13 protein-coding genes are annotated in these 14,879 nt (G+C 64.5%); 2 read left to right on the top strand and 11 right to left on the bottom strand.

What is annotated here, in order from left to right; all coding sequences use genetic code 11:
- Positions 1-99 precede the first annotated feature (99 nt).
- The 3 genes from ACESL9_RS09775 to rimO all read right to left on the bottom strand — a co-directional run bounded on the left by ACESL9_RS09775 (position 100) and on the right by rimO (position 2,722).
- Positions 100-342, bottom strand: coding sequence for a CDGSH iron-sulfur domain-containing protein (locus ACESL9_RS09775; protein WP_372612230.1), 243 nt, complete (start codon positions 340-342; stop codon positions 100-102).
- Positions 343-401: 59 nt separating this feature from the next.
- The gene (locus tag ACESL9_RS09770) at positions 402-1,157 is read right to left on the bottom strand and encodes a hypothetical protein (protein WP_372612228.1); all 756 of its coding nucleotides are present in this window, start codon (positions 1,155-1,157) and stop codon (positions 402-404) included.
- Positions 1,158-1,330: 173 nt separating this feature from the next.
- Positions 1,331-2,722 carry a 30S ribosomal protein S12 methylthiotransferase RimO gene (gene rimO / locus ACESL9_RS09765; protein ID WP_372612356.1) on the bottom strand — a complete coding sequence of 464 codons (1,392 nt, stop codon included), beginning with the start codon at positions 2,720-2,722 and terminating at the stop codon, positions 1,331-1,333.
- Positions 2,723-2,860: 138 nt separating this feature from the next.
- On the opposite strand from rimO, the gene ACESL9_RS09760 reads away from it, so the two are divergent.
- Complete coding sequence (locus ACESL9_RS09760) at positions 2,861-4,768, top strand: AsmA family protein (RefSeq protein WP_372612226.1); 1,908 nt, start codon at positions 2,861-2,863, stop codon at positions 4,766-4,768.
- A 169-nt stretch (positions 4,769-4,937) separates the two neighbouring features.
- On the opposite strand, the gene ACESL9_RS09755 is transcribed toward ACESL9_RS09760, so the two are convergent.
- Genes ACESL9_RS09755 through ACESL9_RS09725 form a run of 7 tightly spaced genes read right to left on the bottom strand, consistent with a single transcriptional unit; the run spans position 4,938 to position 11,994 of the window.
- Positions 4,938-6,299 (bottom strand): aminotransferase class III-fold pyridoxal phosphate-dependent enzyme, encoded by a 1,362-nt coding sequence (locus tag ACESL9_RS09755; RefSeq protein WP_372612224.1) that lies wholly within the window; start codon positions 6,297-6,299, stop codon positions 4,938-4,940.
- 13 nt (positions 6,300-6,312) lie between these two features.
- Positions 6,313-7,344 carry a histone deacetylase family protein gene (locus ACESL9_RS09750; protein WP_372674771.1) on the bottom strand — a complete coding sequence of 344 codons (1,032 nt, stop codon included), beginning with the start codon at positions 7,342-7,344 and terminating at the stop codon, positions 6,313-6,315.
- A complete protein-coding gene (locus ACESL9_RS09745) occupies positions 7,341-8,108 on the bottom strand; it encodes a nitrilase-related carbon-nitrogen hydrolase (RefSeq protein WP_372674770.1) in 768 nt (255 codons plus the stop codon). The genes ACESL9_RS09750 and ACESL9_RS09745 overlap by 4 nt, the downstream gene beginning before the upstream one ends.
- A gap of 17 nt (positions 8,109-8,125) precedes the next feature.
- Positions 8,126-9,160, bottom strand: coding sequence for an extracellular solute-binding protein (locus ACESL9_RS09740; protein ID WP_372612218.1), 1,035 nt, complete (start codon positions 9,158-9,160; stop codon positions 8,126-8,128).
- Between the two features lie 22 nt (positions 9,161-9,182).
- On the bottom strand, positions 9,183-9,992 hold the full coding sequence (locus ACESL9_RS09735) for an ABC transporter permease (RefSeq protein WP_372612216.1): 810 nt from the start codon (positions 9,990-9,992) through the stop codon (positions 9,183-9,185).
- Positions 9,992-10,915 carry an ABC transporter permease gene (locus tag ACESL9_RS09730; protein WP_372612214.1) on the bottom strand — a complete coding sequence of 308 codons (924 nt, stop codon included), beginning with the start codon at positions 10,913-10,915 and terminating at the stop codon, positions 9,992-9,994. The genes ACESL9_RS09735 and ACESL9_RS09730 overlap by 1 nt, the downstream gene beginning before the upstream one ends.
- Positions 10,915-11,994 carry an ABC transporter ATP-binding protein gene (locus ACESL9_RS09725; protein ID WP_372612212.1) on the bottom strand — a complete coding sequence of 360 codons (1,080 nt, stop codon included), beginning with the start codon at positions 11,992-11,994 and terminating at the stop codon, positions 10,915-10,917. Before ACESL9_RS09725 ends, ACESL9_RS09730 begins: the two co-directional genes overlap by 1 nt.
- An 87-nt stretch (positions 11,995-12,081) precedes the next feature.
- Here ACESL9_RS09725 and ACESL9_RS09720 point away from each other — a divergent pair, with 87 nt between their 5' ends.
- Complete coding sequence (locus ACESL9_RS09720) at positions 12,082-12,870, top strand: helix-turn-helix transcriptional regulator (protein ID WP_372612210.1); 789 nt, start codon at positions 12,082-12,084, stop codon at positions 12,868-12,870.
- A 112-nt stretch (positions 12,871-12,982) separates the two neighbouring features.
- Here the strand turns inward: ACESL9_RS09720 and ACESL9_RS09715 are convergent.
- On the bottom strand, positions 12,983-14,879 hold a 1,897-nt coding region (locus tag ACESL9_RS09715; protein WP_372674769.1), incomplete at its 5' end, for a DUF6537 domain-containing protein.

Here is a 14,879-nt window from a genome sequence, read left to right as displayed (position 1 = left end):
TCCAGGGGGTGACATGCGTGCACCGCCCGGCTGCTCTCCGGCTGCCGGGAAATGTCGTTACGGATGTAACCGCTTGAGGTTAACGCGGCGCCCGCCGGGTCACAGTTTCGAATGCGACCCGTCGCAGAGCGGTTGCTTGGCGGAGTGCTTGCAGCCACAGAAGAACATCTTCTTCGACACCTCGGCGGTATACTTGACCGGGGCGAAATCGCTGCCCTTGTGCGAGCCGTCGCAGAAGGGCTGTTTCGAGGACTTGCCACAGGCGCACCAGAAATAGGTCTTGCCCTCTTCGACCTCGACGGGGAAGGGGGCTTTCTGGGCGATCTCGGGGGTATCGGTCATTGGCTTGGGTCTCCCTGGCTGTATGGCTGGGGCGATGGTTGCAACGGGTGTGGGGAAGGTCAATGGGTGGATGGGCGGAATGCGAGGGACTCTGTGTTCAATGGTGCGTGATATTCCACAAGGCCATTGATATGGCCTGTAATTTCCTGCTGAAGCCTATTGCCCCAGATTTCAGCATAGAAACCTTCGAGTAATAGCTCTTGCTTCATCGCATTTTCCACTATGTCATTTCCACGAGCGAAATCGAAAAGGTGGGAAACCATTGCATGCCAGAAGATCCACTCCGCCGCGTGCTCAGCGCGATAGACATCGTGTGGAGGCATGTTTTGGTTTGCAGCCAAGTTTACCAAACTGGTTTTATATATCCGATAATGCGCAATGATATTGGTCAGCCACTGCGCACTGGTCTCGTCACCGAATTCGATGCACTCTTTGAGAGTGGTGAAGACTTCATTGGGTATGGCGAGGCGCTCTTCGATGAGGGATGCATTGTCCGGGTCATTGAAGAATACGTCGTCTTCCAATGAAATTTGCATCCCATTTCTTGCAGTTTCGATAAGGCGAGACAACGCCAGCGGCAAACTCGCCTTTGCCGCTTTGAGCTTTCGGTGGCGTGCGGTTTCCGTGTTCCATATTGCGGTGGTCAGCGCGATAGCCGAGGCGAGCAGGGATACGACCACTGTTATTCCATAGGTGCCATATCGTTGCACGTCATCGGGCCATTCGCCCTGGATCACGATTATGAATACTGCGCCGATGAATACGCCGAAAAAGGCGCCTGCAGGGAAGTTACGAAAGAAATGAAACCATTTCATAGTGATATTTCTTTTGTTGTATGGGATCAGGATATCAACGCCTGATCGAACGCGAAAGCCCGTTGACTGGAGACCCGCCCGGCGGCACGCTGGGCATGCGCCCGCCCCGCCCCATGGGCGGGCGCTTCGCACCCACCCCGGGTCGGGCGCTGCCCTTTCGTTGGTGCTATGCGCTAATCCAGCAGGCGCCCCCACAAGTCATATTCCCCGGCCTCGTCCACTTCGACCTTGACGATCTGGCCGACCGCGAGGCCTTGGGTCGCCTCGTCGATGAAGAGGTTGCCGTCGATCTCGGGGGCGTCGGCCTTGGTGCGTGCGGTGGCGATGCCGTCCTCGTCGATGTCGTCGACGATCACATCCATGCGCTGGCCCACCTTGGCGGCGAGCTTGGCCTCGGAAATCGACTGGGCCTTTTCCATGAAACGATCCCAGCGGTCCTGTTTCACGTCCTCGGGCACATGATCGGGCAGGTCATTCGAGGCCGCACCCGCGACATTCTCGTATTGGAAGCAGCCGACGCGGTCGAGCTGGGCCTCGTCCATCCAGTCCAGGAGGGTCTGGAACTCGGCCTCGGTCTCGCCGGGGTAGCCGACGATGAAGGTCGAGCGCAGGGTGATGTCGGGGCAGATGCCGCGCCATTCCGCGATCCGGTCAAGGGTGCGTTCGGCGTGCGCGGGCCGCGCCATGCGCTTGAGCGTGTCGGGATGCGCGTGCTGGAACGGGATGTCGAGATAGGGCAGGACAAGGCCGTCGGCCATGAGCGGGATCAATTCGCGCACATGCGGATAGGGATAGACATAATGCAGCCGCACCCAGAGGTCGTGCCCGGCGCCGAGAGCGCCCAGATCGCGGGCCAGCGCGGTGATCGGCTGTTCGCCCGCGGGGCGATCCGCACGCGGCCAGTCGACGCCATAGGCGGAGGTGTCCTGTGAGATGACGAGGAGTTCCTTGACGCCACTTTCCACCAGCTTCTCGGCCTCGCGCAGCACGGCGCGGTGCGGGCGAGAGGCGAGGCGGCCGCGCATCGCGGGGATGATGCAGAACTTGCAATGGTGATTGCAGCCCTCGGAAATCTTGAGATAGCTGTAATGGCGGGGCGTGAGTTTTACACCCGCCGCGGGCATGAGGTCGATGAACGGGTCGGGCGCGGGCGGCACGGCGGCGTGCACGGCGTCGAGCACCTGTTCATATTGGTGCGGGCCGGTCACGGCGAGGATGCGGGGGTGATGGTCGCGGATGTGGTCGGGGTCGGCGCCCATGCAGCCGGTGACGATGACGCGGCCGTTTTCGCGCAGCGCCTCGCCGATGGCGTCGAGGCTCTCGGCCTTGGCCGAATCGAGAAAGCCGCAGGTGTTGACGATCACCGCGTCGGCGCCGGTGTAGTCGGGCGAAATGCCATAGCCCTCGGCGCGCAGCCTGGTCAGGATGCGTTCGCTGTCGACCAGCGCCTTGGGGCAGCCGAGCGAGACCATGCCGATGGTCGGCTGGCCGGGGCGGCGGGCTTCGGTGAGATGGGCGCGCGAGAGGTCGGGGCGCAGGTCGGGCGGGTTTGTCATGCGCGGCATATAGCGCGACCTGCGGCCCGCGTCCATCGGCGGATCGTGGCCGACGAATTGGCGGCTTGTTGCCGTATGCATGTTGCGGGATAATCCTTGGGTATCAGCGCCGCGCGGGTTGCGGCGCAGGAATGTGAGGGTCGTGCGATGCGCTGGATTGTCAGGATTGTCGGGGCGCTTCTGGTGGCGGGGCTCTTGCTCGTGGGCGGGCTGCTGCTGTTGCCGGGCGAGAAGATCGCGCAGGTGGCCGTGGGCCAGATCCAGGCGGCGACAGGGCGGGATGTGAGCGTCGAGGGTGGTGTCGAGCTGTCGTTCTACCCGGTGCTGGGGGTGCGCACCGGCCCGGTGACCATCGCCAATGCCGACTGGTCGGATGAGCCGGTGATGCTGCGGGCCGAAGGCTTGAGCGTGGGGGTCGGGACCACGGCGCTCTGGCGTGGGCAGGTGAAGATCCGGGCAATCGAGCTGTTGTCGCCGGACATCCTTCTGGAGCGCAGCCGCGATGGCTCCGGCAACTGGGAGATCGACGGCGAAAGCGCGGGATCGGGTGGGCGGCAACTGGCGGTCTCGCTCGACCGGGTCGAGGTAACGGACGGGCGGTTGCGCTATGTCGATCACTCCGACGGGTCGCGTCACGGATTCGAGAGCGTCGATGCGACCCTGCTGGCGCCCGATCTGGACGGGCGGGCCGATATCGACCTCGGGCTGCGGATGGAAGGCGGTGCGGAGCGGCTCTACCTTGCCGGGTGGGTGGCGCAATTCATGCCCTTCCTGCAAGGCGAGGTGGTGCCGGTCGAGGCCGAGCTGCGCGCGGGCGACGGCACGATCGACTTCGAGGGGCGCGCCAATGCGAGCGGCGATGCCGAGGGGCGGATCAAGCTCGACCTGCCGCGCACGGGCGCGATACTGGCGGCACTGGGTGAGGGGGCAGGCGATCCGCCCGAGGGGCTGGGCCGGGCGATCCGGGGCGAGACGCTCATGGTGCTCAAGAACGGGCGAACATTGTCGTTGCGCGAGATGGCGCTGCGGCTCGACGACAACGCGATCAACGGCGATCTGGACGTCACGCTTGACGGCAAGCCGCAGGTCATGGCCCGGCTTTATGCCGGCGCGCTCGATCTGGCGGCGCTGACGGGTGGCGATGGCGGCGGTGGCCCTGACGATGGCTGGTCGCGCGATTCTCTTGACGCAAGCGGACTGGGCGCGTTCGATGGGCAGGTCCGGCTGACCGCGGACAGCGTGGACCTGGGCACGGTGGCCTTCGGGCAAAGCGACGTGACGCTGACCGTCGACCGGTCGCGCGCGGTTTTCTCGCTCAACGCGCTCAAGGGCTATGGCGGCGATTTCGGCGGGGAGTTCGTGATGAACAACCGTTCGGGCCTCTCAGTGGGGGGCGATCTGTCGATGGGCGGGGTCGAGATGCGCGAGTTGCTGAACGACCTGGCCGGGGTCACGCGGCTTTCGGGCGAGGCCGACGGACAGGTGCGTTTCCTCGGCGTGGGCCAGTCGACCGATGCGATCATGAAGAGCCTGAGCGGCGAGGGCCGGGTGGCCATGGGCCGCGGCGTGATCGAGGGGGTCGATCTCGACCGGCTGATGCGCTCGGGCGATGGCTCGGGCGGGACGACGATCTTCGACGAGTTGGCCGCGACCTTCACCATGGCCGAGGGCGACATGCGCAACGATGACCTGGGTCTGATGTTGCCGGGGGTCGAGGCCACAGGCAAGGGGCGTATCGGGCTGGGCGCGCGCGATATCGACTATCTCTTCACGCCGGTCGCTCTGAACGCGCGGGGTGGGCGGGGCCTCGCTATTCCGGTGCGTATCCGGGGGCCGTGGAGCGATCCGAGGATCACCCCCGACCTGGCCGCGGCGGTCGATTTCAACCTGGACGAGGAGAAAAAGGAGCTTGAACGCAAGGCCGAGGAGCGGGTGCAAGAGGAGCTTCGCAAGCAGCTCGACGTCGAGACGCAGGACGGCGAAAAGGTCGAGGACGCGCTCAAGCGCAAGGCGGAGGACGAGATCAGGCGGGGGTTGATGCGGCTGCTTGAATGATCGGACCCGCACCCGACCGGCCGTTTGCCATTGGACAGGGTGGATTCGAGTATTTGGGCCAAGAAAGAGACCGGGGCGAGATACGGGAGTCCCGCTCCTGTTCTTTCTTGGAAAAAATACTCATTGCGCCGGCGCGGGCAGGCGCAATGATCGCATGAGCGGCCCGCGCTCAGATGCCGATATCGGCCGAGACCTTGGCGATGCTTTCGCGCAGCGTGGCTTCGATCTCGCGGATCAGCGGCTCGTCCATGATGAGCGTGGGCGAGAGGATCATGATATTGCCCAGCGCGCGGGCGATGAGGCCACGCTTTTGCGCTTCCTTGGCGACAAGGCCGCCGACATTGGCGTCGGCGGGGAATTCCTCGCGCGTCGCCTTGTTCCGCACGAACTCGATCCCCATCATGAAATGCGAGCCGCGCACCTCGCCGACCATGTCCATGTCTTCGAGCCCGCGCAGAAGCCCTTCGAAGAGCTTGCCGGTGGTCTGCACGCGCGCCGGGATGGCCTCGGATTCGAGGATCTCGATATTGGCCAGCGCGGCGGCGGCGGCGGCGGGGTGGCCCGAATAGGTCATCCCGTGCAGGAACATCGCGTCGGGACCGGAGATCACGTCGTAGATCTCGTCCGAGATGATCGTGGCCGAGAGCGGCTGATAGCCCGAGGTCAGCCCCTTGGCGGTGGTGATGATGTCGGGCACGCAGTCATAGACGTCCTCGGAGGCGAACATGTGGCCAAGGCGGCCCCAGGCGGTCACCACCTCGTCGGCGACATACATGATGTCATGTTCGCGGGTGATCCGGCGCATCGCGGCGTGATAGCCCGGCGGCGCGGTGATCACCCCGCCCGCGCCCTGAATCGGTTCGGCGAAGAAGGCGCAGATGTTTTCGGCGCCGATGCGGTGGATCGCGTCGAGCATGTCCTGTTCCAGCACGGCGAGGAATTCGGCGTCGCTCATCTCGGGAGCCTCGCGATACTTGTGCGGGGCCTTGAGGTGATGCACCAGCCCCTCGACCGCGCCCCAGCCGGTGGAATAGCCCGGGGTGGTCAGCGCCATCGCCATGTGGGTGGAGCCGTGATAGGCGCCCATGCGCGACAGGATCTGTTTCTTCTCGGGCTTGCCGCGCAGGTTGTTGTAGTGATGCAGCATCCGCACCGCCGTGTCATTGGCGACCGACCCGGAATTGGCGAAATAGACGTTGTTGAGCGGCTCCGGCGCGAGGCTGGCCACCTTCTCGGCCAGCTGTGCCGCCGCCGGGTGGGTGAAATTGTAGAAGGTCGAGTAATAATCGAGCGTAGTGAGCTGCTCGGTGATCGCGTCGATGATCTCGCGCCGTCCGTGGCCGACATTGACGCACCAGAGCCCGCCGATCCCGTCGATGAGCCGGTTGCCTTCGCTGTCGGTGACATGGGCGCCTTCGGCGGCGACGATGGCAGTGCGCGCGTCGGCCTGCTTGAGGGCGTGCAGGTTGGCGAAGGACTGGATCAGGTGGGCGTCCTTGGTCAGGATCTCGTCGGTGGTGAGTTTGTTCATGTCTCTCTCCCAGTTATGCGGCGCCGAGGAAGCCCTCGATCACGTTGACGGTGTTGATCCCGATCTCGTCGATGTCGTAGCCGCCTTCCATCACGAAGAGCGTGGGCAGCTTGAGACGGGCGATATCGCCGCCATAGGTGGTGAAATCGGGGGATTCCAATTTGAAAAAGCTGATCGGGTCGGTTTCAAACGTGTCCACGCCAAGCGAGACGATCAGGTGATCTGGGGCGTATTGCGCGATCCGGTCGAGCGCGGCGTCGAGCGAGTTGCGCCATTCGGAGAACGGCGTGCCCGGGGGCATGGGGTAGTTGACGTTGAACCCTTCGCCCGCGCCGTTGCCGGTTTCATCGGCATATCCCAGGAAATGCGGAAAGGCGTTTTCCGGCTCGCCATGCAGCGACAGGAAGAGCACGTCGGAACGGTCGTAGAAGATGTCCTGCGTGCCGTTGCCGTGGTGGAAATCGACATCGAGGATGGCGACGCGGGCGGCGCCGTTGTCGAGAAAGCGCTGCGCGGCGATGGCGGCGTTGTTGAGAAAGCAATAGCCCCCGTACATGTCGACGGCCGCGTGATGGCCGGGCGGGCGGCAGAGGGCAAAGGCGCTGCGTTCGCCCGCGCGGATGAGTTCGGCGGCGGTGAGGGCGACCTGCGCGCTGCCATAGGCGGCGGGCCATGTGCCTTCGGTCAGAGAGGTTTCGGTGGCCAGCGCATAATACCCCAGCTTGCCGTCGATGTGATCGGGCCGGCGCAGGACCATGCGGCGGGCGGGCCAGCAGGTGGCGATCGCCTCGCCGGTGTAGCCCTCGGCCTGCCATTCCGCCCAGGCGGTTTGCAGGAAATCGACGAACCCCGTGTCGTGGATACGCAGGACGGGGTCGAGCCCGTGATCGTCGGGGGGCAGGATCGGGCCGGGATCGACCGCTCTCAGCCGGTCGTGGATATAGGTCATGCGGCTGGGCCGTTCGAACGGATAGACAAGTTCGCCGCCGTAAAGCTCGGTCTTGGCATCGCGCAGGGCGTGGGTTTCGGAAAAGACGGTTTTCATTGGGAGACCTCGCGGTGATCGGCGGATTGGGTCGAAAGGAGCGCCAGGTCGTATGGTTTGGCGATGTCGGTGATCATCAGCGTTTCGGTGGTATTGGCCGTGGCCAGCGCCGTGGCATCCGGGCCCACGATCACCGAGTGGCCGCCAAAGGCGAGGCCACCCTCGGTGCCGCAGAAATTGGCATAGGCGATGGTGAGCGCGTACGAGGACGCATGGCCGGGGATGATCGCGGTCGAGACATGCTCGAACCCGGCCGGGTTGGCGGTGGGCACGAGGATGAGGGTCACGCCGCGATCGGCCAGCGCCTTGACGTGGTGGGCGAATTCGACGTCGTAACAGACCATCAGCGCGATCCTGTGCTCCGCGAAATCGAAGGTCGTATAGGCGTCGCCGAAGGCAAAGCTGGCCTGTTCCATCGGGCCGTAAAGCTGGATCTTGCGGTAATGGCCCAGGGTTTCGCCATCCGGGCCAAAGGCGGTGGCGGCGTTATAGACCGTGTCGCCGTCGCGTTCGGCCCAGCCGATGCAGAGGCCGCAGCCCGCCGCGCGGGCAAGCGCGGCGAGCCTTTGGCACCAGTCCCCGCCCAGTGGCTGGGAGAGGCTGTCATGAAGGTCCGGGCGGTTGTAGCCCGGCAGGAAAAGCTCGGGAAAGACGATCATCCGCGCGCCCGCCATGGCGGCGGCGGCGAGCTGGCGTTCGATCCGGGCAAAGCCCGCGTCGATGTCGCCCGCGATGGGCGGGCCCTGGTAGATTGCCAGTTTCATCTTCCCCTGCCTTTCGCTTACTTCTTCAGGTTGGTCCAGATCGTGTCATAGATCTTCTGCACCTCTTCGGAGCAGGGCTGCACGAAAACCGGGTTGCCGCCTTCGGGCGGATTCAGCTCGGGTGCGGATTTCACCTCGGCGTCGAGGAAGGGTTCGACCCCGTCCACCCCGGCGGTGTAGCGCGCGTAGTTGGTGACGGCCGCCGCGTTCTCGGGTTCGAGCAGGAAGTTCATGAACTTGATCGCGTTTTCGCGGTTGGGCGCGTCCTTGAGGAGCACCACGTTGTCCATCCACACGATGTAACCCTGTTCGGGATAGGCGTATTCGATGTTTGCACCTTCCTCGCGGGCCTTCATGCCGAACCCGTTCCAGATCATGCCCGCCGCCGCGTCGCCGGAGACGAGCACGTCCTTGGCCACGTCCGAGCCGAAGCTGGCCCAGTGCTGCTTGGCCTCCTGCACCAGGTCGCTGAGCGCCTTGAGCTCATCGCGGTCCGTGGAGCATTGCGGAATGCCCAGATGCAGCGAAGCGAGGGTGAGGGTTTCGCCCGCGGTGTCGAGCACGTTGATACGGCCGCGCAGTTCTTCGGGCGGGTCGAAGATGATGTCGGTGGTGTCGATGTCACCGGAATAGACATCCCGGTTCACCGAGAACGACGTGCTGCCCCATTGATAGGGGATCGAGCTTTGGCGGCCGGGATCGAAGCTCACATCCACCCATTCGGGCAGGATGTTGTCGAAATTGGGCATCTCCTCGCGGGTGAACGTGTCGAGCATGCCCTCGCCGGCCATGATCTCGACCATGTAGTCGCCCGGCACGGCCACGTCATAGTCACCCAGCCGACCGGCCTTGAGCGAGGCGAGCAGGGCCTCGTTGCTATCGTAGGTGTCCATCGTCACCTCGACATCGTATTCCTCGGCGAACTTGTCGAGGATTTCCTGCGGGATGTATTCGAACCAGTGATAGATCGAAAGCTCGCCCTCGGCCTGTGCCAGCGTCGCCGACAGCGTGAGTGCAAGCGCGGAAGCGCCGGTTCTGAGAAGGGGTTTCATGGTTGTCTCTCCTGTTGGTTTTTCATTTGCGGTTTTGGCCCATGCGGCCGGCGAAGTAACTGAGCGTGACGAAGAGGATCGACACGACCAGCAACAGCGTTGAGATGGCCATGATGTTGGGCTTGATGCCTTGTTTCACGGCCCCGAAGATCGCGGTGGGAAGGGTTTCGACCCCCGCGCCCTTGACGAAGTTGGTGATGATGAAATCATCGAGCGAGATGATGAAGGCCAGAAGGAAGCCCGAAAGGATACCGGGCGTCATCAGCGGCAACAGGATCAGGCGGAACGCCTGCCACCGGGTCGCATAGAGATCCTGCGCGGCCTGTTCATAGACATCCTCTATCCCCTGCATCCGCGCGGCGATGGGCAGGTAGGCAAACGGGATGCAAAAGACGATATGCGCGACCAGGATGGTGAGGAGCCCGGTGGAAAAGCCGATCGCCGAGAAAAAGATGAGCGTGGCCACGGCGGTCACGATCTCGGGCACCATGAGCGGCAGGTTGATCAGCGCGAAGCTGGCCGACTTGCCGCGGAACGACCCCGACCGCAGCATCGCGGTGGCGGCCAAGGTGGCGATCACCGTGGCAGTTGTGGCCGCGGCCACGGCGATGACGAAGGAATTGATCGCCGCCTGCTTGAACTTGTCCGATTCCGGCCCCCAGAACACGTCTTCGTACCAGCGCAGCGATACCCCGCCCCAGATCGTGATCGAGGGGCTGTTGTTGAACGAGTAGATCGCCACGATGATGAGCGGCGCGTAGAGCAGGAAGATGCACAGCAGCGTCAGCGGCAGGAAGCCGGGAAAGCGGCGCAGGTCGGGTTTGCGGGCCATCACGTCTCCTCCCTCCGGCTCTGGCTGCGCGCGTAGAAGATCAGCACGAGCAGCACCATGGAAAGCAGGATCATCGCCGCCGCCGCGCCGAAGGGCCAGTTGCCGGCCGCGCCCTTGAACTGTTCGTCGATCAGGCTGCCGATCATGAAATTCTTGGCCCCGCCCAGGAGATCGGGCGCAAGGAAAGACCCCAGCGAGGGCACGAAGACGAGGATGCAGCCGGCGATGATCCCCGGTTTCACCACCGGGAGAATGATCTGCGTGAGCGTGACGAACCGCGAGGCATAGAGATCGGCCGCCGCCTCGGAGAGGGCGAAATTGTAGCGCTCCACCGCGGCGTAGATCGGCAGAACCATGAAGGGCAGGTAGGAATAGAACAGCCCGAGCTGCACCGCGACCCAGGTGTTGATGAGGTGGATCGGCTCGGAAATGAGCCCGGCCTCGAGCAGCCAGGTGTTGAGAGGCCCGTTGTCGCGGATCAGGAATTTCATCGAGATCGTCCGGATCAGCAGGTTGACCCAGTAGGGCACGGTGACCAGGAACAGCCAGATCGTGCGGGTGGAGGCCGGGCGCGTGGCAATGAACCACGCGGTCGGAAAGCCGATCAGAAGGCTCAGAAGCGTGGCCAGGCCCGCCTGCCAGATCGAGCGCCAGAAGATCAGGATATAGGTCCATTCGATCTGTGGCGGATCGTCCCCGAAAAGCCCGCGGTCAAAGAAGAACTGGTCATAGGCGGCGAGCGAGAATTCCCAGATCACGCCGCCGCGAAACTCCTTGGTCAGGAAGGAATAGACCAGCATGATTCCGATCGGCACGACGAGGAAGATGCCGATGACGAGCCACGCCGGCAGGATGAGCGGCACGCCGAAGCCGGCATAGGTGCGGGCCGACTTGCCCGGGCCTGATCCGATACCGCCCGCCATCAGTCCACCAGGAGGCGCGCGGCGCCTTCCTCGAATTCGAGTCCCACCGTGGCCCCCATGGCGGGAATGCGCGTCCGTGACGAGTTCTGAAGCCGCGCGGTGACGATTTCGTCGTCGGACAATCGGACATCGACATTCATGTCGGTGCCCAGGTAGATCATCCGCGTGACCGTGCCGGTCAGAAGCGCGCCCGCCGGATCGGCCAGCGACACGCGTTCGGGGCGGACCGAAAGGTGGCCCTGGCCGGAATGGGCGCCGCGCGCCGCCGGGCAGGTGAACTGCGCGCCGCCGGGCAGGGTGCAGAGCGCCTTGTCGCCGGCGACCTCGGCGACGCTCACGTCGATGAGGTTGGTCTCGCCGATGAAATCGGCCACGAACTTGTTGTCGGGCTCTTCATAGATGTCGCGGGCGCTGCCCACCTGTTGCACCTGCCCGTCCGAGATCACCGCGATGCGGTCGGACATGGTGAGCGCCTCTTCCTGGTCATGGGTGACGAAGATGAAGGTGATGCCGGTCTCGTGCTGGATCTGCTGCAATTCGAGCCGGACCGCCTGGCGCAGCTTGAGATCGAGCGCCGAGAGCGGCTCGTCGAGCAAGAGCAGCTTGGGGCCCGGCGCCAGTGCCCGGGCCAGCGCCACGCGCTGTTGCTGCCCGCCCGAGAGCTGCGCCGGCATGCGGTCGGCGAACTGGCTGAGCCGCACGAGTTCGAGCACCTCGCCGGCGCGTGCCCGGGCCTCGGCCTCGGACCGGCCCAGCCGCAACAGCCCGAACATCACGTTGCGGGTGACATCCATGTGCGGGAAAAGCGCGTATTGCTGGAACACGGTGTTCACCGGGCGGTGATTGGGTGGCAGGTCGGCGATGTTGTCGCCGTAAAGCCGGATCGCGCCTTGGCTGATGTCCTCGAACCCCGCGATGCAGCGCAGGAGCGTGGTCTTGCCACAGCCCGACGGGCCCAGAAGCGTGAAGAACTCGTTGTCCTGGATGGCCAATTTCACCGCGCTGAGGGCGGTGAAATTGCCGTAGAGTTTGCTCACATTGTCTATGTCGACCGCAATCGCGCCTTGGCTTTCAGCCACGGTTTCCCCTTTCTCATACCCCCTGTATTGCCCTAGAAGGTTAACGACATGGGGTTAGGGGGGTATATACCCCCGCGGTGGTATGGCATGGGTCTGCTGGGCGAGGCGGAAAAACGGCTGGGCGAGGCGATCGAGGCGCTGGGGGGCGACCGGTTCGCCCGGGCGCTGGTGCGTTGGCTCGGGGTCGAGCTGCGTCATGACAATGTCACCATCCTCGCCTATTTTCAGAGCCGTGCGCCGCAGGCGATCCTGACCCGTGCGGCGGCGAGCGAGGTGCATCGCAACCTTGAAAGCACCTATCTCAAGGGGGCTTATCTTCTTGATCCCTTTCATGAATTACATCGGCAGCGCGCGGCGCGCGGGGTCTATCGGCTGACCGACATCGCGCCCGACCAGTTCCACCGCAATCCCTATTTCCTCGACTATTACGCGGCCACCACGATGGTCGACGAGCTGGCCTTCGTCGCCTATCCGGGGGCGGGGGTGAGCCTGCATGTCTGCCTCGGGCGCGACCGCAGTTCCAACAATCGCTTCACCCAGCGCGAGATCATTCGCGCCGATCATCTTTCGCCCATTGTTGTGGCACTGGCCGAGCGGCAATGGAGCGATCTGGCCGGTTCGGGCGAATATTCCGAGGCGCGGGTGACGCGGCGGCTGATTGATTCGCTGAAGGAGGCGCATGGAATCGCGCTCTCCCTGCGCCAGGCCGAGGTGGCGCTTCTGATCCTTCAGGGGCACAGCTCGGTGTCGATCGGGCTCAGGCTCGGGATCAGCCCGCAGACGGTCAAGGTGTTTCGCAAGCAGCTTTACCGCAAATGCGCGATCAGCTCACAGGCCGAGTTGTTCAACCTGATGCTGCCGCTTCTGGGCGGTTAGGCGGTCACGCCAAGGGGGCAGCGCCGCCCCCATGGTTCTTTCTTGGCAAAAATACTCAATTCCAACCTGTCCGCGCGCGATGTCGCCTGACATTTGCGCGCGGACAGTTGGATCAGGCCGCCTGCGCCGCCTTGCCGGCAATCTTGCCCCGCAACGTGCTGCGTTTCTTCTCCACATCGGCCGCGTGGCGTTCGCGCACGTGGCCATAGCCGCGGATATGCTCGGGCAGCGACAGGAGGGCCGTGATGGGGTCTGCTTTCTCTGCCGTCATGTTGGCGAGGGCAAAGTCGATATCGGCCTCGTAATCCTGCAGGAGCCGCTCGGCGAGGCGGTTCTCGTCCGAGTTGCGGAACGGATCGAGGAGCGTGCCGCGCAGCCCGCGCAGGCGGTTCATGATTCCGAAGGCGCGCAGTGCCCACTTGCCCGAGAGCGCGCCCTTGACCGGTTCGCCGGTGGTCTTGTCGATGCCGCCGAAGGGCCAGGCGCCGAAATAGAAGGTGAGCTCGGGCTCGCCCTCGAAATTCTCGTGCAGCGCCTTGGCGAAATCGGGTCGCGTGTAAAGTCGCGCCACTTCCCACTCGTCCTTGACCGCGAGCATCTTGTAGTAGTAGCGCGCCACGGCCATGGCCGGGGCGTCGTCCAGCCCAGCCGCCTGCGCCGCCTTTTGCACGCGCGCCACCATGTCGGTATAGCGTTGCGCCAGCCTCGCATTGGCGTAATCGGTCAACTCGGCGCTGCGATGGGCGATCACCTCGTCGAGCGTTTTCGGCCGGTGCGCCGAAAGATCGACCGGCGCCTCGCCCTTGCGCAGCATCGCGGCCACGGTGTCGGGTTCGGCCATCGCGAGGCGCCCAAGGTCGAAGGCGCGGCGGTTCTCGGCGGGTTTCACGCCGTTGAGCTCGATGGCGCGCATCAGCGCGGCATGCGAGAGCGGCAGGCCGCCCTGTTGCCACGCGGCCCCGACCAGCAGCATGTTGGCATAGACCGCATCGCCAAGGAGCTTCTCCGCCAGCCCCTGTGCATCGAGGCCGCGCGCCCGGTCGCCCAGAACGCGGGTGAGCCGTGCGAGCTGTTCCTCGCCGTTGAGCTGCCAGTCGGGGTTCTTCGCGAAATCCGACGTGGGCACGACGGTGGTGTCGGTCACGGCGGTGGCGCCGTCGAGGTCGAGCTTGGAAATCGCCTCGTCGCCCGCAGCGACCACGAGATCGCATCCGATGAGCGCATCCGCCTCGCCGGTGGCGATGCGGGTGGCGGTCATGTCCTCGGGGGTGCGCGCCATCTTGATATGCGAATGGACCGCGCCGTATTTCTGCGCGAGACCCGTGATGTCGAGGTTGGAGGAGAACCAGCCATCGACATGGGCGGCGACGGCGAGCGTCTGCCCCACGGTGACGACACCCGCGCCGCCGATGCCCGACACGAGCACCGCCCATGAGGTCTCGACCGAACGGGCGGGCGGTTCGGGCAGGTGAGTGGCGTCGATCACCACGTCGGCCACGTCGGGCTTGCGCGGCTTCACGCCCGCGACGGTGACGAAGCTGGGGCAGAAGCCCTCGACGCAGGAGAAATCCTTGTTGCACGAGGATTGGTTGATCTTGCGCTTGCGGCCCATCTCGGTTTCCAGCGGTTCGATCGCCATGCAGCCCGACACGGTCGAGCAGTCGCCGCAGCCTTCGCAGACATCCGAATTGATGAACACGCGCTTGTCGGGGTCTTCCCATTTGCCGCGCTTGCGCAGGCGGCGGCGCTCGGTGGCGCAGGGCTGGTCATAGATGATCGCGGTCACGCCGCGACGCTCGCGCATCTGGCGCTGCACCTGGTCAAGCTCGGTCCGGTGGTGGAGCGTGACGCCCTCGGGGAGCGGCTTGCCGTCGTAATGCTCCGGCTCGTCCGCGACGAGCGCGATGGCGCCGACGCCTTCGGCCTTGAGCTGGTGGATGATCGACAGCGGGTCGATCTCGCCATCGACGGGCTGGCCACCGGTCATCGACACGAAGCCGTTATGCAGG

The organism is Aquicoccus sp., assembly GCF_041686535.1.
Taxonomy (GTDB): domain Bacteria; phylum Pseudomonadota; class Alphaproteobacteria; order Rhodobacterales; family Rhodobacteraceae; genus Aquicoccus.
The sequence above is the reverse complement of the archived record's forward strand: the minus strand, read 5'-3'. Positions and strand labels throughout refer to the sequence as shown.